This is a genomic window from Salinibacter grassmerensis (genome assembly GCF_947077765.1).
GTDB classification, from domain to species: Bacteria; Bacteroidota; Rhodothermia; order Rhodothermales; family Salinibacteraceae; genus Salinibacter; species Salinibacter grassmerensis.
The window spans coordinates 171,425-194,778 of the sequence record NZ_CAMTTF010000005.1; the positions used below are offsets into that span (position 1 = coordinate 171,425).

The 23,354-nt window shown below is 65.7% G+C and carries 22 protein-coding genes and 1 tRNA gene; 16 read left to right on the forward strand and 7 right to left on the reverse strand.

Annotated features, from left to right (window positions below; all coding sequences use genetic code 11):
- Positions 1–63: 63 nt before the first annotated feature.
- Complete coding sequence (locus tag OJB03_RS12180; RefSeq protein WP_263787843.1) at positions 64–408, reverse strand: histidine triad nucleotide-binding protein; 345 nt, start codon at positions 406–408, stop codon at positions 64–66.
- A 259-nt stretch (positions 409–667) separates the two neighbouring features.
- On the opposite strand from OJB03_RS12180, the gene OJB03_RS12185 reads away from it, so the two are divergent.
- The 3 genes from OJB03_RS12185 (at position 668) to OJB03_RS12195 (ending at position 2,561) form a co-directional block, all read left to right on the forward strand.
- On the forward strand, positions 668–1,081 hold the full coding sequence (locus tag OJB03_RS12185; protein WP_263787844.1) for a 6-pyruvoyl trahydropterin synthase family protein: 414 nt from the start codon (positions 668–670) through the stop codon (positions 1,079–1,081).
- Positions 1,082–1,132: 51 nt separating this feature from the next.
- A complete protein-coding gene (gene folE / locus OJB03_RS12190; protein ID WP_263787846.1) occupies positions 1,133–1,792 on the forward strand; it encodes a GTP cyclohydrolase I FolE in 660 nt (219 codons plus the stop codon).
- A 70-nt stretch (positions 1,793–1,862) separates the two neighbouring features.
- Positions 1,863–2,561: an SDR family oxidoreductase gene (locus tag OJB03_RS12195; RefSeq protein ID WP_263787848.1), complete on the forward strand. Its 699-nt coding sequence runs from the start codon at positions 1,863–1,865 to the stop codon at positions 2,559–2,561.
- A 6-nt stretch (positions 2,562–2,567) separates the two neighbouring features.
- Here the strand turns inward: OJB03_RS12195 and OJB03_RS12200 are convergent, their stop codons facing one another.
- Positions 2,568–3,083, reverse strand: a complete 516-nt coding sequence (locus tag OJB03_RS12200) for a DUF4442 domain-containing protein (protein ID WP_263787850.1) — start codon at positions 3,081–3,083, stop codon at positions 2,568–2,570.
- A 251-nt stretch (positions 3,084–3,334) separates the two neighbouring features.
- Between OJB03_RS12200 and OJB03_RS12205 the strand changes: the two genes are divergently transcribed.
- Positions 3,335–3,886: a thioesterase domain-containing protein gene (locus OJB03_RS12205; RefSeq protein ID WP_263787853.1), complete on the forward strand. Its 552-nt coding sequence runs from the start codon at positions 3,335–3,337 to the stop codon at positions 3,884–3,886.
- Positions 3,887–3,889: 3 nt separating this feature from the next.
- On the opposite strand, the gene OJB03_RS12210 is transcribed toward OJB03_RS12205, so the two are convergent.
- Positions 3,890–4,375: a GNAT family N-acetyltransferase gene (locus tag OJB03_RS12210; RefSeq protein ID WP_263787855.1), complete on the reverse strand. Its 486-nt coding sequence runs from the start codon at positions 4,373–4,375 to the stop codon at positions 3,890–3,892.
- 210 nt (positions 4,376–4,585) lie between these two features.
- Here OJB03_RS12210 and OJB03_RS12215 point away from each other — a divergent pair, with 210 nt between their 5' ends.
- Positions 4,586–5,752, forward strand: coding sequence for a M20/M25/M40 family metallo-hydrolase (locus tag OJB03_RS12215; RefSeq protein WP_263787857.1), 1,167 nt, complete (start codon positions 4,586–4,588; stop codon positions 5,750–5,752).
- Positions 5,753–5,763: 11 nt separating this feature from the next.
- Here OJB03_RS12215 and nfi read toward each other — a convergent pair whose 3' ends face one another.
- The gene (gene nfi, locus OJB03_RS12220) at positions 5,764–6,432 is read right to left on the reverse strand and encodes a deoxyribonuclease V (protein ID WP_263787859.1); all 669 of its coding nucleotides are present in this window, start codon (positions 6,430–6,432) and stop codon (positions 5,764–5,766) included.
- A gap of 291 nt (positions 6,433–6,723) precedes the next feature.
- Here nfi and OJB03_RS12225 point away from each other — a divergent pair.
- The 11 genes from OJB03_RS12225 to OJB03_RS12275 all read left to right on the forward strand — a co-directional run bounded on the left by OJB03_RS12225 (position 6,724) and on the right by OJB03_RS12275 (position 18,897).
- Positions 6,724–6,797 (forward strand) — tRNA-Val (locus OJB03_RS12225).
- 90 nt (positions 6,798–6,887) lie between these two features.
- On the forward strand, positions 6,888–8,858 hold the full coding sequence (gene thrS / locus OJB03_RS12230) for a threonine--tRNA ligase (RefSeq protein WP_263787862.1): 1,971 nt from the start codon (positions 6,888–6,890) through the stop codon (positions 8,856–8,858).
- A 108-nt stretch (positions 8,859–8,966) separates the two neighbouring features.
- Positions 8,967–9,569 (forward strand): translation initiation factor IF-3, encoded by a 603-nt coding sequence (gene infC, locus OJB03_RS12235; RefSeq protein ID WP_263787864.1) that lies wholly within the window; start codon positions 8,967–8,969, stop codon positions 9,567–9,569.
- Between the two features lie 173 nt (positions 9,570–9,742).
- A complete protein-coding gene (gene rpmI / locus OJB03_RS12240) occupies positions 9,743–9,940 on the forward strand; it encodes a 50S ribosomal protein L35 (RefSeq protein ID WP_263787865.1) in 198 nt (65 codons plus the stop codon).
- 156 nt (positions 9,941–10,096) lie between these two features.
- Positions 10,097–10,444, forward strand: a complete 348-nt coding sequence (gene rplT / locus OJB03_RS12245; RefSeq protein WP_263787868.1) for a 50S ribosomal protein L20 — start codon at positions 10,097–10,099, stop codon at positions 10,442–10,444.
- A 317-nt stretch (positions 10,445–10,761) separates the two neighbouring features.
- Entirely contained in the window at positions 10,762–11,772 is a 1,011-nt protein-coding gene (pheS, locus tag OJB03_RS12250) for a phenylalanine--tRNA ligase subunit alpha (RefSeq protein WP_263787869.1), read from the forward strand.
- Between the two features lie 134 nt (positions 11,773–11,906).
- Positions 11,907–14,405 carry a phenylalanine--tRNA ligase subunit beta gene (gene pheT, locus OJB03_RS12255; RefSeq protein ID WP_263787871.1) on the forward strand — a complete coding sequence of 833 codons (2,499 nt, stop codon included), beginning with the start codon at positions 11,907–11,909 and terminating at the stop codon, positions 14,403–14,405.
- Between the two features lie 294 nt (positions 14,406–14,699).
- A complete protein-coding gene (locus tag OJB03_RS12260; protein WP_263787873.1) occupies positions 14,700–15,065 on the forward strand; it encodes a nucleotide exchange factor GrpE in 366 nt (121 codons plus the stop codon).
- A 28-nt stretch (positions 15,066–15,093) separates the two neighbouring features.
- A complete protein-coding gene (locus tag OJB03_RS12265) occupies positions 15,094–15,423 on the forward strand; it encodes a cell division protein ZapA (protein WP_263787875.1) in 330 nt (109 codons plus the stop codon).
- Between the two features lie 98 nt (positions 15,424–15,521).
- The gene (locus OJB03_RS12270) at positions 15,522–17,531 is read left to right on the forward strand and encodes an ABC-F family ATP-binding cassette domain-containing protein (protein WP_263787877.1); all 2,010 of its coding nucleotides are present in this window, start codon (positions 15,522–15,524) and stop codon (positions 17,529–17,531) included.
- A gap of 157 nt (positions 17,532–17,688) precedes the next feature.
- The gene (locus OJB03_RS12275; protein WP_263787879.1) at positions 17,689–18,897 is read left to right on the forward strand and encodes an FG-GAP repeat protein; all 1,209 of its coding nucleotides are present in this window, start codon (positions 17,689–17,691) and stop codon (positions 18,895–18,897) included.
- Positions 18,898–18,935: 38 nt separating this feature from the next.
- Here OJB03_RS12275 and OJB03_RS12280 read toward each other — a convergent pair whose 3' ends face one another.
- The 3 genes from OJB03_RS12280 to OJB03_RS12290 form a co-directional block, all read right to left on the reverse strand.
- The gene (locus OJB03_RS12280; RefSeq protein WP_263787881.1) at positions 18,936–20,096 is read right to left on the reverse strand and encodes a glycoside hydrolase family 18 protein; all 1,161 of its coding nucleotides are present in this window, start codon (positions 20,094–20,096) and stop codon (positions 18,936–18,938) included.
- 55 nt (positions 20,097–20,151) lie between these two features.
- Positions 20,152–21,321: a family 10 glycosylhydrolase gene (locus OJB03_RS12285; RefSeq protein WP_263787883.1), complete on the reverse strand. Its 1,170-nt coding sequence runs from the start codon at positions 21,319–21,321 to the stop codon at positions 20,152–20,154.
- A gap of 168 nt (positions 21,322–21,489) precedes the next feature.
- A complete protein-coding gene (locus OJB03_RS12290; protein ID WP_263787885.1) occupies positions 21,490–23,214 on the reverse strand; it encodes an amidohydrolase family protein in 1,725 nt (574 codons plus the stop codon).
- Between the last annotated feature and the right edge of the window lie 140 nt (positions 23,215–23,354).

Here is a 23,354-nt window from a genome sequence, read left to right on the forward strand (position 1 = left end):
ACAGACATCGACGCTCGAATGACGGACGGCCGCCCGCTCTTCTCGCGGGGTGCCGTCGCCCGATCACCCTGGGGGCCAGCTCATGCGGCGCCCTCCGAGGAGATGGAGATGGAGGTGCCACACCGACTGTCCACCGTCGTCTCCACAATTGATGACCGTGCGGTAGCCATCACGCAGCCCTTCCTCCTGGGCCAGTTCCCGGGCCACTACAAATAGGTGCCCGACCAGGTCTTTGTCCTCCGTGTCCAGGTCGTCGAGCGACGGAATCGGCTTGCGGGGAACGATGAGGATGTGCGTGGGCGCCTCCGGATTGATATCGTGAAAGGCCACGCACCGGTCGTCCTCGTGGACGATATCGGCGTCTTCTTCACCGTCAATGATGCGTTGGAAGATGGTCTTCTCGGACATGGGATCGGTCCACAGTCCGTGAGCGGGATCGAATGGACGGCCTCTTGTGCAGATGCCGTGCCACCACAATATAGATGCGGCGGCCGAATCACAAGGGCCCCGTCGGCCCAGAGTGGCCCGTTTTGCGACGCCTCCGATACATGTGCGAACAGATTGACAACTATGCACCCGTTTATTCCTGCTAAACAACACCAAGCGGAGTGGTCGGTACGCACGGGCATGGTGATTGCGCTCAGCTCTTTTTGAACATCCTTTTGCTATGTCCACCGTTTACATCACCCGTAAGGTCCACTTCAATGCCGCCCATCGGCTTCATAATCCTGAGAAGTCAGATGCGTGGAACGAGGAGACCTACGGAAAGGATAACAATCCGAACTGGCACGGCCACAACTACGAGCTGGAAGTGACGGTGGCCGGCGAGCCAGACCCCGAGACCGGGTACGTGGTCGACCTGGGCATCCTGAAGGACATTCTCCACGATCGGGTGCTCGACAAGGTAGACCACCAGAACCTGAACCTGGAGGTCGATTTCATGGACGGGGTGATCCCGTCGAGCGAAAACTTTGCGATCGCCATCTGGAACGAAATTGAAGACGCACTTCCCAACGGGGAGCTCCACTGCGTACGACTGTACGAGACCCCTCGCAACTTCGTGGAATACCGGGGCGAGTAGCCACGCCGGGGTTCTCCTCCACACGCTCTCTCACCGCTCTCACTTTCTGCAATGGCTGAGAAAAAGATTCAATCGAGCGGGCTGCGCACCAACGGCTCCGCCGACGGCATGCCGCCGAAGCTCTACGAGCGACGCGACATCTACGATGAAGAAACGTCCAAGGCCCTCGGCGAGCACATCGAGGCCATTCTCGACATCCTAGGCGAAGACACAGATCGGGAGGGCCTCGACGACACCCCTGAGCGCGTCGCCCGTGCCTACCAATTTTTGATGCACGGGTACGCCCTCGACCCGAAAGACATCCTGCGCCAGGCCCTCTTCGAAGAGGCCTACGACGAGATGATCCTCGTCAAGGACATCGAGGTGTACTCGATGTGCGAGCACCACATGCTGCCATTCTACGGCAAGGCCCATGTGGCCTACATCCCGGACGGCCAGATTGTGGGGCTCAGCAAAATCCCGCGGACGGTTGAGGTCTTTGCCCGGCGCCTGCAGGTGCAGGAACGCCTCACCCTCCAGATCCGAAACGCCATCGACGAGGTGGTCGATCCCATGGGAACGGCCGTCGTCATTGAGGCGAAGCACCTCTGCATGATGATGCGAGGGGCCGAAAAGCAGAACTCGGCGACCACGACCAGCTCGGTAAGCGGCGAGTTCAACAACCACGCCACCCGAGACGAGTTTATGCGTCTTATCGGCGCCACCGAGTAGCCCCACGATCGAGTGGGGTGGCAGGGCTGCTCAATCAATCGACTCGACCCCCACAAACCGCCTCTCAAAGATGATCGCCGTCGTCACGGGCGCGAGCCAGGGCATCGGGCAGGCCATCGGGGAGGCCTTCGCCGAGCAATACGATGCACGAGTGGCCCTGGTGTCGCGGACCCGCACGGCACTGGAGCAGACTGCCGACGCCTGTCGGGCGCGGGGCGGCACGCCACTCGTGCTTCCGACCGACGTGACCGACGACGCGGCGGTGACCGACATGGCGGGGGCGGTGCACGAAGAGTGGGGCCCGCCGGACGTGCTGGTCAACAACGCCGGGGCGTTCACCCACGTGCCCCTCGACGAGCTGACCCTGGAGGGATTCCGCGATCAGATTGACGTCAACCTCACGAGCGCCTTCGCCGTGACGACGGCGTTCCTGCCCGCGATGCGCGAACGGGGCGAGGGGCACCTCTTCTTCATGGGCTCGGTGGCGTCCCTGATGGCCTACCCCGGCAACGCCGGTTACTGTGCCGCCAAACATGGCCTCCGCGGATTCGCCCGGACCGTGCGCGAGGAGACGAAGGACGAAGGCCTCCGCGTAACCACGGTGCTGCCCGGTGCCACCGACACGCCTACCTGGGCGGGAAGCGGCATTTCGAAGGATCGATTCATGGCCCCGGAGGACGTGGCCCAATCCGTGGTGGACGCCTACCGCCTCTCCGACCGCACGGTGCTCGAGGAGCTGCTCCTCCGGCCGCAGGAAGGAGACGTGTAGCCCACGTCAGCGCTCGCCCTCCTCCGCGAGCCGTTCCGCCGGCACCCACGCCCACGTCAAGGTGCCGGCGACGAGTGTCACATCCTCCTCTGGGGCCGTGAGCGTCACGTCCACCGCAATCTGACCCAGGGGACGGGAACGGATCTGGCCCGTTTCGTCGTCGGTGAGGGTCGCCTCCGCCTGGACGGACTCCCGCGCGAAGTTCTCGAACGATATGTCCATCGTGCGCAGCAGGGGCGAGGAGCCGTCCGGCACGTTGAGGGCTACGACGAGCCCGGTCGCGGTTTCGGCCAGGAGGCCGAGGGCCGCGGCGTGGAGGCCGCCGAGGTGATTTTGGAGGCGCTCGTTGTTGTCGAGGCGGACGGCGACCCGACGCGGGGTGTACACCTCGACGAAGCACCCGGCGGTGTCGACGAACGGGATCACCTCCCCCACCGCCTGAGTGACGAGGGGAGGCCGCAGGTGGGATGGGGTCTCGCCGTATCGATCGGCAATTCGAACAAACGGATTGAGGGCTGCCATCGGACAAGGATCTGCTTGTGAGAATTAAGAGAGGGTCTACCGGACGAACGCTGGCGATGACCGGGCAGAACGGGACGACACGTTTCCTGCTTTGGTAACGTATGGCCCGTTCGTCCCTCCAGCCTTCAAAACCACACGTTTCGCCTGGATAGATCCGACACAACAGAGAACGTATCCCCCCTCGGCTCGTAAGGAGACTCCGCTCATCTTAACCCGCTCCCCGGACCCTCGCCACGCAGGTTCCTCGCGTCATGCCCAATCCGTCGCTCAAGGACACCGCTCTCGACGAACTGGAGCGCCTTATCACCGAGAAGATGCCCATTACGGAGCATCTCGAGTTCGAGCTTGCCGCGGACGAGCAGGGACGCCTGCGCGCCTCCGCGCCCCTGAAGCCGAACGCCAACCACATGGGCAGCGCGTTCGGGGGCAGCCTCAGCATGTTGGCCACGGTCACCGGCTGGGCGATGATGCACCAGCTCGTGCAGGACGCGATGCACGACGCGATGGAGGACATGCGCGAACGGGTCGAGGTCATGATCCAGGAGAGTGACATCGAGTACCTCCAGCCCGTCTACGAAAACATCTCGGTGGTCTGCGAGCCCCCGGACGAGGACGCCCAAGAGCGGTTTCAGGAAATGCTGGACCGCTGGGGGCGGGCACGGATCGAGTTGGAGTGCAAGATCAACGAGGCGGGGGAGCGGGCCGTCACCTTCATCGGCCAATACGTGGCCCTCGACCGGGGCGAGGAGCAAGGCGACGGCGCTCCATTTCACATGGAGAGTTGTGACCCCGCAGACATGTAGCCTCTACAGCACCTCTTCGTACATCTGATACGGCGGCTCGCTCATCCCCAGTGTCTCGTACGCCGCCTGGGCCGCCGCGTTGTCCTGCTCTACATAGAGACGGAGCCCACACACGCCGTCGGCCGCACGGGCCCGCCGGCGCACCTCACGGTGAAGGGCGGAATAGACACCCGTCCGCCGCGACGAAGAACGCACGTACACACTCTGAATCCACCAGAAGTCTGCGTTGCGCCAGTCGCTCCACTCGGTTGTGATCATCAGGCTTCCGACAATCGTCCCCTCCCGCTCCGCGACGAGATAGAATGCCTGCCCGGACGTGTCGAACACGGCCCGCACACCGGCCCGCACAGTCTCGGGGTCAAGCGTCTTGTCCTCGGTCTCTTCCGCCATTGCCTCGTTGAAGTGCACGAGCGTCTCGGCGTCATCAAGAGTAGCGCGGCGTACGGCGGGGGCGTCCGGCATGACGGTGAAGCTGCGTGGGAGACTCATAGTTCTGCGCGACGCGAAGACGGATCCATTCCTTCCGAGGGTCCGCTCCCATACTCGTGAAACCAACCCTCACCGTCAAGCCCTCCCTGGTTGAGGGTCTTGTCGCCGAGCGAGCACAGCGGCGCCGTCTCGCTTTTGTCGGAACCACGACCTACGTTGCCAATCCGTTCAGCGCGCCTCCCGCTCCCATCACGACGGTTCCGCGGACGCATGTCTCTCAACATCGACCTCGATTCGGTCGGAGATCCGCTCGCCGACCTCGTGCGCATCGACTCGACAAACCCTGCGCTCGGGGCAGACGGACACGGAGCGGGGGAGACGGAACTCGCCGCCGCCATTGCCACGCGGATGCGCGACATCGGGCTTGAAGTGGACCACTGGGAACCAGCCCCCGGGCGTCCCAACGTCGTCGGGGTTCTTCCGGGGGACGGCGACGGCCGTTCATTGATGTGGAATGCCCATACGGACACCGTGGGCGTCGAGGGCATGGACACCCCTTTCACCCCCGTCCGGCAGAACGGACGCCTCTACGGGCGCGGCGCCCAGGACATGAAGGGCAGCCTCGTGGCCCAATTGATCGCTGCACGTGTCCTCCGGGAGTCTGACGCGTCGCTCTCCGGGGATGTGATCGTCGCCGCGGTGGCCGACGAGGAGCACAAGAGCATCGGCACCGAGGCACTCCTGGGCCGCTACGACGTCGACGGCGCCGTCGTCACGGAGCCGACGGACCTGGAGCTCGTCCGCGCCCACAAGGGCTTCGTATGGATTGACATCCGGACGCAGGGCCGCGCCGCGCATGGCTCGCGCCCCGCCGAGGGCGTCGACGCCAACATGCACATGGGCCGTGTTCTTTCGGAATTGGAGGCGCTCAACCAGTCTCTTTCCTCCGACGGGGACCACACGCTCGTCGGCCCGCCCTCTCTCCACGCGGGCCCGCTCCGGGGCGGCAACGCCCCAAGCGTGTACGCGGCCGAGTGCCGTCTGCGGATGGAGCGCCGCACCGTGCCGGGCGAGTCCGCCGGGGACGCTTTGGAAGAGGTCCAGGCCCTTCTGCACGAGCTCAGCGAAGCGGACGACGCCTTCGAGGCGGAGGCCAAAGTCGCGTTCTCGAGAGGGGCGCTCGAAACGCCCGCGGACGCCGCCATCGCCTCTGCCGCGCGTGCAGGTCTGGCTCGCACCCTCGATACCGATCCCCCTCCAGACACGGGCGCGTCGTTCTGGACGGACGCGGCCCTCCTGGCCGCCGCCGGCACCGAGACCGTCGTCCTGGGCCCGAAAGGGGCCGGCCTCCACACCACGGAGGAGTGGGTTGACCTTGACTCGGTGGCGCAGCTCGCAGAGGTGCTGGTCCACACGGCCCGCCGGTACTGCGCGTAGCCTCCGTGGACCTACCCGTCCGCCCGGCTCAGCTTGTGCGCCTGGCGGGTCGGCTCCGGAATCTTGTACCGAGGACTGCACTCCAGCATCAGGGCCGCCGCGCCGTCGAGCGTGCAGCGGTGGCCGATGCTCACGTAAACCGGGTTCACGTCCGTCCGCGTCCGGAGCACCGTCCCGATCGTCTCCCCGTCGTCGACCAACGGCACGCGACTGCCCTTCTCGGGGCTAAGCTCCCCCTGCGGCGCCCCAATCAGAATCGACTTCGCGACGCCGACCGCCGGCACGTCGAGCAGTACGCCGAGGTGGCAGGCCAGCCCAAAGCGACGCGGATGGGCCGCCCCGTGGCTGTCGGTCACGAACACGTCCGGCGTCGCGCGAAGCCGCTCGAGCGCGGGGAGCACGGCCGGCATCTCGCGAAAGCTGAGCAGGCCCGGCACGTACGGAAACGGCACCTCGCAGCGGTGAACCGCCTCGTCGACCACGTTCAGCTCTGGCAACTGAAGCACGGAGACGGCCGCCTGAGCCATGTCGTCGCGCACGCTCACATCGATCCCAGCGACGGTCTCGACCCCGTCCGGCAGGGCCCTCTCAGTCACCTCCGACGCCAATCGGCGCTGGATGCGCTTGGCCTCATCGGTCGAGACATTCCAGTCGTGGGACTGCGGAAGGGACTCGTTCATGCGGAAACTGACATTGTGGAAAAGCCGCCGCCCGGTTACCTCGGCCGGTCGGGGAGAAAGAGACCTCTTTTGGGAAAGAAAGCCACTCTCGTCCTCCGGGGCAACCCTTCCCTCCCCCAGACCCTGCCCCCTGTACGCTGTTCAGTGCTCTAGGTGCGCCGTGCCCGCGGTCCCTGCCCGCCCGCCACGCAACGCAAGGTCAAAGTTTCGGTGAATCAAGACGAAAAGGAATCCTGACCGTAATGCGAGCATTGATATTGGGTCCCAAACGACGCCGACAGGTTTCGGCTGGGGTCCATAGCTCAGTTGGTTAGAGCGCTACGTTGACATCGTAGAGGTCAGTGGTTCGAGTCCACTTGGACCCACTGCTGCCGCTCTCAGGAGGCTCCCTGGGGCGGCTTTTTTGTTGGCGGTGCCCCCGCCCGTGCGCTGTTCACCGAGGACCCCTCTGCCCCATGGCCGAAATCGACGAGACGAGCATCGACATCACCCTCCCGGACGGCTCCACGCAAACCCATCCGGCGGGCACGACGGGGCTTGAGGTGGCCGAGGGCATCGGTGCCGGTCTGGCCCGCGACGCGCTGGCCATCAAGGTGAACGGCGAGGTGCGCGATTTGGACCGCCCCATCACCGAGGACGCTGAGATCGCGATCCTCACGTGGGACGACGAGGAGGGCAAGCAAACCTTCTGGCATTCCTCCGCCCACCTCATGGCGGAGGCGCTGCAGGCGCTCTATCCGGAGGTCAAGTTCACAATCGGGCCGCCCATCGACCAAGGCTTCTACTACGACGTGGACCTGGGCGACCAGACGCTCTCCGCCGACGAGCTGGAGAAGATCGAAGAGAAGATGGTCGAACTCGCCCGCCGCGACGCCAAATACGAGCGGCACGAGGTCTCGAAGGCGGACGCGGTCAAGCACTACGAGGAGGAGGGCAACGAGTACAAGCTGGAGCTGATCGAGGGCCTGGAGGAGGGCGAGATTTCCTTCTATCAGCAGGGCGAGTTCACCGACCTCTGCCGCGGCCCACACATCCCGTCGACCGGGGACATCAAGGCGCCGAAGCTGCTGTCGGTGGCCGGCGCGTACTGGCGCGGGGACGAGACGAACCCGCAGCTCACCCGCATCTACGGAATCACCTTCCCCAAGCAGAAACTGCTGGAAGATTTTCTGGAGCGGCGCCGGAAGGCGAAGGAACGCGACCACCGCAAGCTCGGCAAGGAGCTAAACCTCTTTGCCTTCGACACCGAGCAGGTGGGCCCCGGCCTGCCCATGTGGCTGCCCAAGGGCACGACGCTGCGGCAGACGCTCCGCGGGGTCCTGCAGCAGGAGCAGGTGAAGCAGGGCTACAAACCGGTCTGCACCCCTCACATCGGGCGGCTCGACCTCTACCGCACCAGCGGGCACTACCCGCACTACGAGGACGACCAGTTCCCGCCGATGGTGACCGGACAGGGGGACGACGGCGAGGAGGACGGCTACCTCCTCAAGCCGATGAACTGCCCGCACCACGTCAAGATCTACCAGAACGACCACCACTCGTACCGGGACCTCCCGGTGCGGCTGGCCGAATTCGGGACCGTCTACCGCCAGGAGCAGACCGGCGAGCTCGGCGGGCTGACCCGTGTGCGCGGCTTCACGCAGGACGACGCGCACATCTTCTGCACCCCCGGGCAGGTCAAAGACGAGTTCAAGTCCGTCATCGACCTCACCCTGAAGGTGCTCGACGCCCTGGGCTTCGAGGAATTCGAGGCGCAGATCTCGCTCCGCGATCCCGACGACACCGAAAAGTACACGGGCCGCGATGCGCTCTGGACCCGCGCCGAGCAGGACATCCGCGAGGCCGTCGCCGAAACGGACCTCGACGCTTATGAAGAGCCGGGCGAGGCCGCCTTCTACGGGCCGAAGCTTGACTTCATGGTGGAGGACGCGCTGGGCCGCGCCTGGCAGCTCGGCACCATCCAGGTCGACTACAACCTGCCGGAGCGCTTCGAGCTGACGTACGTCGACGAGCACGACGAGCGGAAGCGGCCGGTGATGATCCACCGCGCCCCGTTCGGGTCGCTGGAGCGCTTCATTGGCGTGCTGATCGAGCACTGTGGGGGTAAGTTCCCCACCTGGCTCGCCCCGACGCAGGTGCAAATCATTCCGGTAGGCGACGATTTCGTCGACTACGCCCAAGAGGTAGCAGCCACCCTCCGCGCCGACGACGTGCGCGTCGAGATCGATACGTCCGACGAGACGGTCGGCTACAAGATCCGCGAGGCCGAGACTCAGAAGGTCCCCTACATGCTCGTCGTGGGTGGGGACGAGGAAGAAGACGGCACCGTCTCGGTCCGCTCTCACGCCGACGGCCCACAGGGCACCGTTTCGGTCCAGGACTTTCTCGACCGCATCGGTCCGGAGTTCGAACCAACACTCGATTAGCCGACCGCCCGTCTCCCCCCGCAGACCGCTCCGATTCAGGCGACCTTCACTGAAACCTCAAAGGGTCGTTCGCGTGTGTGATTACAGCATCTGCTGACTCGGTCTTTCGTGCTGGAGCTCGACATTCGCTCCACACGGACCGAGTTTTTCACTATCCCCGAGTTCTTCTCTCGAAAAACCCCCAACCCCGCTATTGCTGACGTCGATAAACTCCGCGTAAACCAAGAAATTCGTGCCGACGAGGTCCGTGTAGTCGAGCCCGACGGCGACCACGACGTGGTCCCGACCGGAGAGGCCCTCGACCGCGCTCGCAACCACGAACTCGATCTCGTGGAGGTTGCGCCGGACGCCGACCCGCCCGTCTGTAAGATCCTCGACTACGGCAAGTACCGCTACGAAAAGCAAAAGGAGGAGCAGCGGCGCCGGAAGAAGTCGAAGTCGATGGAGATGAAGGAGCTTCGCTTCCGGCCCCGGACCGAGGAGCACGACTTCAACTTCAAGGTCGATCACGCCCGCGAATTCCTGGAAGACGGCAACAAGGTCAAGGCGTACGTCCAGTTCAAGGGGCGCGACATCGTCTACAAGGACCAGGGAATGGACCTGCTGCGCCGGATGATTGAGGAGCTCCAGGAGATTGCCCGCATCGACCAGCAGCCGGAAATGGAAGGCCGGCGGATGGTCATGATCCTCGCCCCACACAAGAACAAGTAGGACAACCGTGCCTTCGGCGTGGGCCTGCGGCTCGTGTGCGGCCCCGACCGTGCTCGAGCACAGTGCCTCTTTGTGGACTCTGTGCGGACGGGAACGCACGAGCGCCCCTCTCATACACAGCGTGTTCGACTTCTGCGTACTTCGTGAATGAATCCCCTCGGGGTGTTGCTGCCATGCCCAAGATGAAATCCCACAGCGGTGCCAAGAAGCGCTTTAAGACGACCGGAAACGGCAAGATCAAGCGCAAGAAGGCAAACAAGGGGCACCTGCTAACCAAGAAAAATGCGAAGCGCAAGCGCCAGCTGCGCAAGAGCGTAGTCGTCGATGACAAGGCGAACCGGGATCGGGTTAAGCGCATGCTGTCCACGTAGTCGCGCCGAAGATGCGGGACGGGCTATTCGATGGAGGGCCTTGTTCGGTCCTCCATCCGTTGTTTGTGGAGTCTTTCCCGGACACGTGTTGGCCTCCTGCTGGCGATCGACTAATTTATATCTTCGACTGTGTTGTCAAACTGACGTTCTGCTTTTATGCCGCGCGCAACGAACAAGCCGGCGACCCGTCGGCGACGCAAGAAAATTCTGAATAAGGCGAAGGGCTACTGGGGCCGTCGGAGCAAGGTCTACAAGGTGGCCAAGCACGCGGTCGAAAAGGGCCTCCAGTACGCCTACCGGGACCGTCGCCAGAAGAAGCGCCGGTTTCGGCGGCTGTGGATCACCCGCATCAACGCCGCGACGCGCCAGCACGACGTGAGCTACTCCCAGTTCATGGGCCAGTACCGGAAGTCGGATCTGGACATGAACCGGAAGGTGCTTGCCGACCTGGCCGTTCATGACCCGGACGCCTTCGAGCAGGTTGTAGACCACGTGATGGAGTGAGCGGCGCGCGACACGTGAGACGTGAAGAGCAGTACACGGGATCTGGAGAGTGGAAACCACGCATCACGTCTCACGCCTCCTCTCCTTAGCTGTCCTGCTGCGATGTTGTCGATCCGTCCATCATTCCGGTTCGCCTTTGCGTTTCTGATCCCTTCGAGTCCGCAGGGGCGTTGAATGTCGACCGCCAATATTGCCGGTGACGTCGTCCCGCCCCTGCCCCACAGGCTCGGCGGGATTTTTTATTGCGGCCTGCGTCTCGGGTCCTCGCCTCCGACGCCGCGTCGCTCTCCGTGACCCTTGACTCGCGACTCCCTTCCATGCCCGACGAAATCGACCAGCTCCGTGAACAGATTGAGGCCGAATCGATCGAGAGCGCCGAGGACGCCGAGGCCTTTCGCATTGAGTACCTCGGTCGCAATCAGGGCGCAATCCCAGACCTGTTCGATCAGATCGGCGACCTTCCCCCGGAGGAACGCCCCGAGTTCGGAAGGCGCCTCAACGCCCTGAAGGACCGCGCTCAGGAGCGAATCGACGAGGCGGAGGCGCGCCTTGAGCGTCAGAAGCAGGCGGGCGGGCCCGACATCGACCTCACCCTGCCGGGCCGACGCGGCTTCAGGGGATCGACGCATCCACTCACGCAGACGCTCGACGAGATTCTGCGCATCCTGCGTGGGCTCGGTTTTTCCACCCACGAGGGGCCGGAGATCGAGACCGACTGGCACAACTTCACGGCCCTCAACTTTCCGCCCGACCACCCGGCGCGGGACATGCAGGACACCTTCTTCCTCGAAGACCCGCCCGAAGAGACGGAGCCCCGCGTCCTTCGCACCCACACCTCGCCGGGCCAGATCCGGATCATGGAGACCCAGGCGCCGCCCATTCGGGTCGCGGTGCCGGGGCGCGTGTACCGCAACGAAGCGATTTCGTACAAGTCGTTCTGTCTCTTCCACCAGGTGGAGCTGCTGTACGTGGACGAGGACGTGACGATGGCTCAGCTCAAGCAGGTACTCTACAGCCTTGCCCGCGCGCTCTTCGGGGAGGACGTGACGCTTCGCTTCCGCCCCAGCTACTTTCCCTTCACCGAGCCGAGCGCTGAAGTGGACGTCTGGTGGGACGATGAGGACGACGAGGACGGCGGACAGTGGATGGAAATTTTGGGCTGCGGCATGGTGCATCCCAACGTCTTCGAGTCGGTCGATGTGGACCCCGAGCGGTACACCGGCTACGCAGTGGGCATGGGCGTGGAGCGGATGGCCATGCTTCGGCACGGCATCGACGACATCCGGATCTTCTACGAGAATGATGTGCGGTTCCTAGAGCAATTCTAGCCGCTCACCGGGCGCAAAATCCGCCTCGGGAGGTCGTTTGCGGATTCCGTGCGTAGGGGGACGCCTGCGCAGCACGCATTACGAAATCCCCCGGTCCCTTGACGTTGACTGTTCTCATCCTGACGCGCTAACCCGTGGACATAAGCTACAACTGGCTAAATCAGTACGTCGACCACGACTGGCCCCCCGAGGACCTGGCCGAGCGCCTCACCATGGCCGGGCTTGAGGTGGAAACGGTCAGTCCGCTGGGGCAGTCGCTCGACGGCGTGGTGGTCGGCGAGGTGACCGCCGTCCGCGAGCACCCAAACGCCGACCGCCTCGTGCTCTGTGACGTGCACCTCGGCGACGGGGCCCCTGCCCAGATTGCCTGCGGCGCATCCAACGTGGCCGCGGGGCAGAAAGTCCCGGTCGCCACCGTCGGCACCACCCTGTCGCTCCCCGATCCGGACACTCCCGAGGCGCGGCAGGAGCTTACTGTGGAGGCACGCGAACTGCGGGGGGAGGCCTCGGAGGGCATGATCTGCGCGGAGGACGAACTCGGGCTCTCGGACGACCACTCCGGCATCATGGTGCTCGACGACGACGCGCCCGTCGGCACGCCGTTTCCGGAGTACCTCGACGACCACGACCTTCCCGCCACCGACGCGGTGCTCGACATCGACCTCACCCCAAACCGTCCCGACGCCACCAGCCATCTCGGCGTGGCCCGCGACGTGGCGGCCCTGGCGGACAACGCGCTGCGAACACCGCCGGTCGACCTGCCTTCGCCGGGCGGCACCGTGGCCGAGGAAATCACCGTCGACGTTCGGGACGAGGCCGGGTGCCCCCGGTACGTGGCCCTAGTGGTGCGGGGCGTGAACGTGACCGAGTCGCCCCTCTGGCTGCGCCGCCGCCTCACGGCCATCGGCCTGCAGCCGCGCAACCACGTGGTGGACGTGACCAATTTCGTGCTTCACGAGTGCGGCCAGCCGCTCCACGCCTTCGACCTCGACGCGATTGCCGACGACACGATCGTCGTTCGTCGCACCGACGACGAAACGTCCTTCACGACGCTCGACGACGAGGAGCGCGAGCTCCCCGCGGATACGCTTCTCATTTGCGACGCCGAGGCCCCGGTGGCCGTGGCGGGCGTCATGGGCGGCGCCAACTCCGAGGTCTCCTCCGACACGACCGACGTGCTCATCGAGAGCGCGTACTTCGACCCGTCCACAATCCGCCGCACCGCCAAGGCACTCGACCTTCAGACCGACTCGTCGTACCGCTTCGAGCGAGGCGTCGACCGCGACGGGCAGGCGTGGGCCGCCGCCCGCGCCGCCCGTCTGATCGCCGAGCTGGGCGGCGGCACCGTCGTCCCCGGCATGGTCGACGAACACTCTACCCCGCCCCCCACCAAGACGGTCGCCCTCCGCCCCGACCGGCTCACCCAGGTGTTGGGGACCGACGTGGCGACCTCCGAGGCGACTCGTCTGCTCGACGCCATCGGCTTCAACGTCGAGGCGGGCGAGGACGCGCTGCACTGCACCGTGCCGACCTGGCGGCCCGACGTGTCGATCGAGGAGGACCTGATCGAGGAGGTGGCCCGCCTTTACGGCTACGACCAGATTCCGGAGCCGGAGCGTGTGCCCGTTCCAAGCCGCACGCCGCGGCAGCCGCCGGTGGAGACGCTGGAGCGGCAGACGCGCGGGCTCCTGAAGGGCCTCGGCTACCGCGAGATCTACACCAACAGCATGCTGCGCGAGGACCGCGCCGAGCGCTTCAACGTGCCCCCGGCCGGCGGCGATCGAGCGCCCGTCGTGGAGACGAAAAACCCAATCTCGGAGGAGATGGCCGCCCTGCGTCCACGGCTGCTGCCGGGGGCGCTAGAGGTTATGCAACACAACCGAAACCACGGGCAGGAGGCGCTCCGCGTGTTTGAGTTCGGACACGTCTTTCGCCGTGCCGCCGACCCGGACGATCCAGTCGTCCCCGGCTACAGCGAACACCCCGCGTTGCTGATTGCACTCAGCGGTCCCCATGCGCCCACCGGGTGGGACGTCGAGCCGCGCGCAGCCGATATTTTCGACCTGAAGGGCACCGTCGAGACCTTCCTCGAAGACCTGCGCGTGCCGGACCTCCAATTGCGTCCCCGCGACGAGGACGCGGCCGCGGCGGACGAGACCACGCCGGTCACTCAGCACCACATTGACGTGGCCACTGCGGACACGCCGCTCGGCACCGTGGCCCGGGTCCGGGAGGACGTGGCGACCGACTTCGACCTCGACACCCCAATCTTCGTGGCCGAGTTCAACTGGGCCGCCCTCGTGGAAGCCGCCCGGGCGGAACGGCACCGCAATTACGAGCCGGTGAGCCGCTTCCCGGTCGTGGACCGCGATCTTGCCGTGCTCGTGCATTCCGACCAGCCGGTGGGACCGCTGCAGGATACGATCCGCGACGCCGGGGCCCCCTTGCTTCGCCGCGTCGACGTGTTTGACACGTACGCGGGCGAGGGGATTGAGGAGAACGCCAAGAGCGTGGCGTTCACTCTTCGCTTCGGCGCCGACCGCACGCTGACCGACGAGGAGGTAGATGCCCAGATTGACACCATCGTTGAGCGCCTCGAGGGGGATCACGGCGCCCGTCTGCGGCAGCAATAGCCCTGTGCCCTCACCTTGATGGACCGCCGCCTGCTATCCTCTATCTGTCGACTGCCACTCTCGCGGTCGTTCTCTTAATCTTCGAGTAGTGGCCCCGGCGGCTCCAACACGGGGTCTTCACGGGCGGAGGCCAAAGACGAAACCGTCTCGAATCGCCGGCTGTTGTGTTTCTTTGCGTTTTCGCGTCCGGTTCTCGCCTCCGAATGCCCTCGACGGGACGCCCCTCGTCCGGAGCCACTGCCCCTGCGTTTCATCTGTGCGGTGCCCACTATGGATGATTCACCACACGCATCGTTGCCCGACTCCGACCCCGCACCGCCCGTGCCGGAGTCCATCAAGCCGGACGACGCGCCGCCGGGCGAGAACCTGGGCCACCTGCCGCCCGAGTACCGGGCCGTGGTGGGCCGTCTCCGGGCCAAGGTGGACCGGACCACCGCCGCCCTCGACCGGCTACAGGCCGAGAACGAGCGCCTTCGGCGTCGTATCGCGGAGCTGGAGCAACGCCCTGCGGTGTCTCCGGACACCACCCCCCTCGTGCTTGACGATGACCCAGCGGCCCTTCGGAACCGCATCTCGGCCTTCATTGAGGCCATCGACACGTACCTCGAAAACGGAGCCGACGTGTCCACAGACACGGCCTCGTCTCTCGACTCGTCCTGACGACGTTTTCCCCGTTGCCTCCGCTCCTATGGCCGACTCCGAGCCGACCAAGTCAATTCGCGTGCGCATCCTGGGCCGGGAGTATGCCCTGCGTGTGCGAGAGGACGACGAGGCCCACACCCGGCGGATTGCGTCCTCCGTGAACGCCCGGATGAAGCAGTTTAAGGACAATCATCCCGACCAGGCCGAACTAACGACCGCGGTCATGACCGCCCTCACCCTCGCCGAGGAGCTGTATCTCCAGCGTGAGGAACACGAGGACGGCACCACCGCCCTCAACAAGGAGTTGGCCCGCCTGTCCGAGCGGTTGGAGGACGCAGCGCCCGTGCCCGACGATGACCCAGATGCGGAGGCGTGAGGTCCGGGCGGTTCACCCCGCGCACCAAACACCGGCCCGGCCCTCTGCTCAGTGAAGGCACACCGGACGGGCACTCATCGCAGAGCGACTACCCCTATATGATCAAACTCGAAGACATTACCATTGAGTTCGGGGAGAACCCGCTCTTCCAGAACCTGTCGTGGACGATCACACCCGAGCCGCACCGCGTCGGGCTCGTGGGCCCCAACGGCGCCGGCAAAACGACCCTTCTCAGAGTGATCGCCGGCGACCAGCGGGTGGACTCCGGCACCATCACGCGGGAGGGCGTCTCCATCGGCTATCTGGAGCAGGACGTGCAGGAATTGCCCGAAGACCGGACGGTGCGGGACGAGGCCCTCCGCGCCTTCGAAGAGGTGCTGGACCTGGAGGAGCAGGAGCAAGAAATTAGCCGCGAGCTGGAAGCGATCGACCACGAAAGCGACCGCCACGAAAAGCTTCTCAACCGGCTGCATCGGGTGCAGGAGCGACTCGACGCCCAGGACGCCCACCGCATTCGGCCCCGCACCGAGGCCATCCTCTCCGGTCTCGGCTTCGCCCCGGACGAGATTGACCGTCCCCTTCGCACCTTCTCCGGCGGTTGGCGCATGCGGGCGGCGCTGGCCCGCCTCCTTCTCAAGCAGCCGGACGTGCTGCTGCTCGACGAGCCGACGAACCACCTCGACATCGAAAGCATCGACTGGCTCGAAGACACGCTGGAGACCTATCCCGGGGCCGTCATCCTGGTGAGCCACGACCGCTCCGTGCTCGACCGCATGGTCACCTCCACCGCCGAGCTCGTGCGGGGTCGCCTCCTCCACTACGACGGCAACTACTCGCACTACCTGGAGGCCCGCGAGGCGCGCTACGAGCGCTGGCGCCGCAAATACGAGAACCAGCAAAAGCGGATTGAGGAGATCCAGGAGTTCATCTCCAAGTTTCGCTACAACGCCGCCCGCGCCAGTCAGGTGCAGAGCCGGATCAAGAAGCTGGAGAAGATGGACCGGATCCCGCCGCCCCCCGACCCGGCCCCGGCCATGTCGTTCGAGTTCCCCGAGCCCCCCCGCTCCGGCGTCGTGGTGCTGGAGCTCTCCGAGTTCAGCAAGACCTACGACACGGAGCACGGCCCCGAGACCGTTTTCACCGACGCTGGCCCCCTCGCCATCGAACGGGGCGACAAGGTTGCGCTCGTGGGTCCCAACGGCGCGGGCAAGTCCACCCTCGCCCGCATCATCGGCGGGATGGAGGACTTTGCGGGCACCCGTGAGGAGGGCCATAACGTTGAGATGGCCTTCCACGCCCAGCACCAGGCCAAGACGATGGACCCGGACCAGACGGTGTTCGATACCGTCCGCGAAGCGGCACCTGATCGGCCCAAGACCGAACTGCGCAGCCTGCTCGGGCGCTTCCTCTTTACCAGCGAGGACGCGTTCAAGGACGTGCGGGTCCTCTCCGGCGGCGAAAAGAGTCGCCTTTCGCTCGCCCGCACGCTACTGTCGCCGGCCAACCTCCTCCTCCTCGACGAGCCGACAAACCACCTCGACATCCAGTCGCGCGAGGTGCTCATCGAGGCCCTGCAGAAGTACGAAGGGACCTTCGTGCTCGTGAGCCACGACCGCCACGTGCTCGACGCCGTCGCCGAAAAGACGTGGCGCGTGGGGGGACGCACCGTGCGCACCTTCCTCGGCAACTACTCCGACTTCCGTTGGCAGGTGGAGGAGGGCTCGGCCCGCCCACTGCAGGACGTGCACGAGGCGGAACCGGCCCCTGCCGAGCCGTCCCCCAACGGACACGCGCCCACCGACGGCACGGAGACGCCCGCCGAGGACACCGACACGTCCGACCTCGACGACCGTCCGGACGGCCTGTTTGCCGACCTCAACTCGTATCAACTCAAGCAGAAGCTGGAGGACACAGAGGCCCGCATCCTGGAGATCGAGGAGAAACAGGAGGAGCTCGAAGCGGCGATGGCCGATCCGGACGCGTACGAGGGCAACGGCGTGGAGGCCCGAGAGCTGTCCGACGAGTACAATGCGCTCAAGAAGGAGCTTTCGGGCCTCTACGAGGAATGGGAGGCCCTCACCGAGCACGTGATGGCACTGGAGGACTGATGGGCGTCGGCGAAACGCCCCCGACGTGAAGTGTCACTTCTTCTTTGGGACTCGCCCACATTTACGTCCCAAGCGCCTCGCTCGGCCCCGGACGCCGCGGACCGGCCTCCCCGCCTGCCCGTTAGCGTTCCGCACTCTGTTCGGAACCAGCGCCCATATGCTCCGCCCTCGTCTCCTCTTGTGTCTCGGCCTCCTCCTCGGGCTCGTTCCGCTGGAGGGGCACGCCCAGATCGAGGCCCTGCCCCGCCCCGATACGCTGCAATCCGCCTCCTTCGGCGTATCCGTGGCCATCGACGACTCGACTGCCGTGGTTGGCGCCAGCGGGGCGTCGGTGTGCGGCGACAATGCCGGGGCCGTGTTTGTCTATGAGCGGCAGGCAGGCCCCCTCGTCACCTCGTGGGCCCTTACGGCCCGCCTCGTCCCGACGCCCTGTCGCACAGATGCCTTCTTCGGGGCCGACGTGGCCCTCAGCGGCTCGCGGGTCCTGGTGAGCGCCTCCAGCGAGGCCTTCGTCGGGGAGGGAGAAAACGCGGCGTACGTGTTCGAGCGCTCGGCGGACAGCACCTGGCAGCAGGCGGCACGGCTGACCGGGGCTCCGGACCGGCGCGAAGGGCTCTTCGCGGCGGGCGTGGCGCTCGACGGCGACCGAGCGGCCGTGAGCACCTCCGGCAATCCCAACCGGGACGATCCAGAACGGGCGTACGGCGGGGCCGTCTACGTCTTCGAACGCGACGCCAACACCAGTGCCTGGTCCCGGACGGCGCGGCTTCAGTCCGACGGTCGCCTGGACTCGGGGCTCATCGGGGGCGACGTGGCCCTCGACGGGCCTCACCTGGCCGTGGCGGCCTCTACATTTTTTGAGCGCGAGCCGGGCTCCGCCTACGTCTTCCGGTACGACCCCTCGGCCAAACGCTGGCGAGAGGACGCGCACCTGAACGACATCGACGCCTTCTTTATCTCCCTCGACCTGCACGGCTCTACGCTGCTCGTGGGCGAAGGCCGGGCCCGCGACGACGGCTCCGGCGCCGCCACCGTCTATGCCCGCGACGACACGTCCTGGCGACAAACGACCACCCTCCGCCCCTCCATTCCCTACGAATCCGGCTCCTTCGGCGCCACCGTGGCTCTCCACAACGGGCGCGCACTCATCACCGGCTACGACGAGCAGCTCGGCAACGAGATCAACATCGACCGCGTCGTCTATGTCTTTCGGCGGCGCCCCGAAGGCGCATGGCGCGAGCGCACGGTTCTCGACATTGGGTCCGTCGACTTTGGCGCCTCGCTCGCCCTGAACGGAGAGGTGAGCCTCGTGGGCACCGTCGCCGAGGACGAGTCCGGCACCGCACACATCGCCCGAATTCCGTAGGGAGACCCCCGCATTCTTCTCGTGCCGATTCGGCAGCTCTACGGAAGGTGCTCGTGGAGCGTGCGGAGAAGGGTGCCGTCGTCGGCACTGTGCTCCCAGTACATGACGCCGCCGAGGCCGCGGGACTGAACGTAGTGCGCCTTGGCCCGCAGAGACCGCGGGGTTTCGTAGGTGATCAGGACCGAGTCCTTCCTCCCCCAGAGGGTTGAGGCTCGCGCGGCGGGATCCCACCGGCGGACGAAGTCGGGGCGCTCGGCGAGGTGGTTGGCGAGCGTATCGTAGGGATGACTGCCCCGTGAGGCGTCGTAGGGCCGGTACAGTCCATCCATCTCCGGCTCGACGCCGGCCCACCCACGTCCGTAGAACGGCACCCCGAGCACTAGCTTCGCGGGCGGCACACCCGCGTTCACGAACCGGTCGACCGCCGCGGCCGCCGAGCGCTGCATCGTGTCCGGCACGGCCGGTGGGTAGAGGTTGGCATGGTGGCCGGTGTGACCGGACCAACGTCCGTGGAAGTCGTATGTCATCAGATTCACGAAGTCGAGCGGCGCGTGCGCCTCGGCCATGCGGGTGTGGGTCAGAAAGTCGGCGTCCGCGCCGGCGGCAATTGTGAGGAGATACCGGTCGTCGTCGGTGCGCCCGTCCGCCTGCCCCTGCCGGTCGAGGTGACGACGCACGGTCCGGAGCAGTCGGGTAAAGTTTTTTCTGTCCTCCGGGCGATACACGTTGTCCTGCCCCGCCTGGCCGGGGTACTCCCAGTCGATGTCGAGCCCATCGAGGTTGTGGGTCCGTAGGAGGTCGACGGCCGTGCGGGCGAACAGGGCCCGTGACGAATCGGTGCGGGCGGCGTTTGAGAAGTAATCGGACCACGCCCAGCCGCCAATCGAGAGCAAAATCTTGAGGTTGGGCGCCTCCGACTTGAGGGCCCGGAGCCGGGCGAGGCGCATCGAATCGCGCTCGCGCTCCAGCACCACCCGCCCCTCTTCCGTAACGTTCGCGAAGGCGTAGTTGATGTGTGTGAGTTGGCGGGCCTCTTCCGCAGACACGTCGACCGTGCCGTGCACGTAGCCGATGCGCCTATATTCAGGAGAGGGCTCCGGACTGCCACACGCAGCCACCAACCAGACGCTCAGGGCGAGAAGCGTGCCGAGACAAATGCTGTGCTGGCGCGCCTCCGGGTTGGGCATGGGATTCGTCATGAGAATGACGGGGGGGACTGTGTTGGAGAAGACCTGCCCCCGCCGGACGCACGAATTACGCCTTCGAGGTCGCCTCCGCGAAGGCGGTCCACAGCGCGTCGTTCATGCTGCCAGCCGCGAAGAGGGTGATGCCGCTGGCGTCGCCCTCGTGCGCCTTTTCGATGAGCCGCTCCAGGCCGCCCGGTGCCACGGCCCCCACGTTGAGGCCACTGTATAAGGGGATCGGTTTGCCCTGTCCGCGCAGCCGCTCAATGCCGGCCCGCGTCTCGTCGCGCACCCAGTTTGCCCCGGCGTGGTAGAAGTTGTGGTACAGCATCGGATGCACGTAGTCGAGATCCCAGTGGTGCCACCGCTGGCGCACGGCCTCCCAGTTCGGAAAGGTTGCCGCGGAGACCGCCGTGTCGTTCGCGCGGGCGATGGGAATAAGGCGGTCGTTCACCAGGCTTGTGATGCTGTCGTACCGGAAGAGGCGCCACGCCGTGTTCGTGGTGGGATCGTCGAGGTCGTAGGGGTCGGCCCCGTGCTCGCGCTCGAACTTCGACCGGCAGGCCTCGCAGTAGCAGTAGTCGTACGGGGCCTCTTCCTCCTCCTGGTCGATGCCGTACTTCGGCTGAAGGGCCTCGGCGATGACGACGTCGGGGAAGCGGATGTAGTCGAAATGGATTCCGTCCAGTTCGTTGATGGACGTGATCTCCTCAACACGCCGCTCAATGAAATCCTGGGCTCCGGGCCGATTGGGGCAGGTGAACTTGTAGTAGTCGACGTACGCCGGATTGTCGACCGCCGACTCCCCGTTCCGGTTCACCACGAACCATTCTTTGTGCCGATTGACGATCTCAGGGATGGTGCAGGGCATCGATACCATCCACCCGTGCACCTCCAGGCCCGCTTCTTTCGCGGGGGGGAGAATGGTTTCGAGCCACTCGCCCTCGACCGGAAGAAAGTCGCTCCCGTAGTAGGCCGCACTGTTGCTGTACACCTGCGGCAGGATCGCGTCGATGTTGTGCGCCCGCAGACGCTCGAAGCGCCGCTTCCACTCGTCAGCCGGGACATCGAGTTCCGGGGTCATCCACACCCAGTTCGTCGGCGCCGAGTCGGGAGGCGACGGGGGGCTCGCGTCCGCCGGGGTAGAGGGGGAGCGCTCGGGCGGAGAGGAAAACCCCGTAGCGGCTGCGCCGAGGGCACCCGCCCCCAGGGTCTTCAGGAATGTGCGTCGCTCTGGCATGGGAAAAGGCGTGGCGTGCAAAGAGCGGACTCGCCCCACAGGGAATCGGTTTGCAGGGAGAGGCCATGGGCAAAGGTGGAAGAAGTAAACTACGGCCCAATGGTCGGACCATACACCCTGGGGCGCCCCGGAACCGCTTCCAAAATTCTCTCCCCCCTAATTGCTTTTCTACTCCTCCTGCACAAGCCAGGCCCGGTCGATCGCCCCGTCGGTCACGCGGTACAGAAACACCTGGGACAGCGGCGCCTCGCGACCGGGCAGGTTCCGGATGGTCTCGTGGGCGGTGAAGGTGTTGCCCACGGTCGTGTGATAGCGGAACTCGGAGTGCAGGTTGGTTGCCCCGTCAAGGAGAGGATGGTACTGCGTCGCGAGGGTGTCACGCCCCTCCATCACAAGCGTATTCGGGGGGCGATAGACCTCCACGTCATCGGCGAACGCGTCAAGAAAGGCATCCGGGTCATGGGTGTTGTAGGCGTTGTGCAGCTGGAACACCACCTCCTCCGGCGTCCGCGGCACGAGCCGGTCGGGAGCGAACAGCGTGCCGTTCTTCACGACCCGATGAATCGACGTGGCGTGTTGGATGTCCGCGAAGGGATCGCGATCGAGCACGACAAGGTCCGCCATCATCCCCTCTTCGATCTGCCCGAGGTCGTCACGGCCCATGAGCTGGGCACCGCCCGCCGTCGCCGTTGCCAAGATCTCGCGGGGCGTGAGGCCGGCCGTACGCATGAGCTCAAACTCGCGGATGAGGGCCGGGCCGTGCGGCGTACCGATGTTGCCCGCGTCGGTGCCGGCCACAACGTCGATGCCAGCCTCGTAGAGCCGCTTCAGGTTGCGCATGGCCGTGGTGTCGGACGGCACCGTCGGGGCCTGCTGGATGCGCCGGCGGAGGCCGGTCGGGACGAGCGAATCCGGGAGCGTGCGCAGGTCGGTGAGGGAGTTGATCACGTCCTTCTGGCCGATGCGGTGCTCGGCAAGCGTCAGGTCGAGTTGCTGGGCGAACGTTTCGCCGTAGCGCTCGCCCACCACGAGCGTCGGGGTGTAGAGCACGTCGTTCTCCCGAAGAAGCCGCACGAAGGCGTCGTCGACCGGCTGGTCGGATACGCTGTGGACGAGGATGTCCGCCCCGGCCTCGACGGCGGCCCGGGCGGTTTCCAACTCCGTGGCGTGGACGGCCACCCGGACGCCTGCGTTATGGGCTTCGTCAACGGTCGCCTCGACGACCGGACGATAGTCGGCCGGGGTCTCCCCTCCGCCCACGATGTACCAGATCTTGATGAGGTCCACCCCGGCCATGATCTGGTCGCGGACCTCTTTCCGGGCCGCCTCCGGCGTCGTGATCTGCAGGATGGGCGGATCGCCCTCGCCGAGCGACGGACGCTCCACGCTGGAAATAAGCGGGCCCGCCGTCACGACCGTCGGGGCCATCGCCGTGGTGTCGGCGCGGGCCCGCACGTCGAGGTTCCACATCGGCCCGCCTACGTCCACCACGCTCGTCACCCCACTGCGGAGGTAGCGGCGGAAGGTGTCCGGGAGCCGCTCTTTGATGCGCCGCAACTCTTCGGCGTAGGGGCGGGCGCCGCGCAGGTCGATCACGTCGGGGCGCGTGTAGAGCCCGCCGCTCTGGAAGAAGTGGACGTGGCCGTCGACGAGGCCCGGCATCACGTACTTGTCGGGCATGTCGTGCACGGTCGCCCGGTCCGGCACCTCCACCTCCCCCGACGGCCCCACTGCGGCGATGCGGTCGCCCTCCAATAGAACCGTCGCGTTCTCAATTACTGTGGAGTCGGCCGGATTGAGGGCCGTGGGCCCGACGAGGGCGGTGGGCTGGGCCGTGGCGGACTGGACTGCAAAGAGACCGGCGAGAACAAAAAGAAATAGGGTTCGGCGCATGACGCGTAAGCCTCCTCGGGAGTGGTATGCGGTGTGTTGAATAACGTATGCACTATCGTGAAGACGTGCAGGCGGTCACCCACCATGCTCCACTCTTCTCTTGAAGGTTGTAACACTCGTAATTGCAGAACCCATCTACC

Coding starts and splice junctions, on each gene's coding strand:
- OJB03_RS12185 (WP_263787844.1), top strand. CDS start 668: ATGTCCACCGTTTACATCACCCGTAAGGTCCACTTCAATGCCGCCCAT.
- OJB03_RS12195 (WP_263787848.1), top strand. CDS start 1,863: ATGATCGCCGTCGTCACGGGCGCGAGCCAGGGCATCGGGCAGGCCATC.
- OJB03_RS12285 (WP_263787883.1), bottom strand. CDS start 21,321: ATGCCAGAGCGACGCACATTCCTGAAGACCCTGGGGGCGGGTGCCCTC.
- OJB03_RS12180 (WP_263787843.1), bottom strand. CDS start 408: ATGTCCGAGAAGACCATCTTCCAACGCATCATTGACGGTGAAGAAGAC.
- OJB03_RS12215 (WP_263787857.1), top strand. CDS start 4,586: ATGTCTCTCAACATCGACCTCGATTCGGTCGGAGATCCGCTCGCCGAC.
- OJB03_RS12205 (WP_263787853.1), top strand. CDS start 3,335: ATGCCCAATCCGTCGCTCAAGGACACCGCTCTCGACGAACTGGAGCGC.
- OJB03_RS12200 (WP_263787850.1), bottom strand. CDS start 3,083: ATGGCAGCCCTCAATCCGTTTGTTCGAATTGCCGATCGATACGGCGAG.
- OJB03_RS12280 (WP_263787881.1), bottom strand. CDS start 20,096: ATGACGAATCCCATGCCCAACCCGGAGGCGCGCCAGCACAGCATTTGT.
- OJB03_RS12275 (WP_263787879.1), top strand. CDS start 17,689: ATGCTCCGCCCTCGTCTCCTCTTGTGTCTCGGCCTCCTCCTCGGGCTC.
- nfi (WP_263787859.1), bottom strand. CDS start 6,432: ATGAACGAGTCCCTTCCGCAGTCCCACGACTGGAATGTCTCGACCGAT.
- thrS (WP_263787862.1), top strand. CDS start 6,888: ATGGCCGAAATCGACGAGACGAGCATCGACATCACCCTCCCGGACGGC.
- rpmI (WP_263787865.1), top strand. CDS start 9,743: ATGCCCAAGATGAAATCCCACAGCGGTGCCAAGAAGCGCTTTAAGACG.
- OJB03_RS12265 (WP_263787875.1), top strand. CDS start 15,094: ATGGCCGACTCCGAGCCGACCAAGTCAATTCGCGTGCGCATCCTGGGC.
- pheS (WP_263787869.1), top strand. CDS start 10,762: ATGCCCGACGAAATCGACCAGCTCCGTGAACAGATTGAGGCCGAATCG.
- folE (WP_263787846.1), top strand. CDS start 1,133: ATGGCTGAGAAAAAGATTCAATCGAGCGGGCTGCGCACCAACGGCTCC.
- OJB03_RS12210 (WP_263787855.1), bottom strand. CDS start 4,375: ATGAGTCTCCCACGCAGCTTCACCGTCATGCCGGACGCCCCCGCCGTA.
- OJB03_RS12270 (WP_263787877.1), top strand. CDS start 15,522: ATGATCAAACTCGAAGACATTACCATTGAGTTCGGGGAGAACCCGCTC.
- rplT (WP_263787868.1), top strand. CDS start 10,097: ATGCCGCGCGCAACGAACAAGCCGGCGACCCGTCGGCGACGCAAGAAA.
- OJB03_RS12290 (WP_263787885.1), bottom strand. CDS start 23,214: ATGCGCCGAACCCTATTTCTTTTTGTTCTCGCCGGTCTCTTTGCAGTC.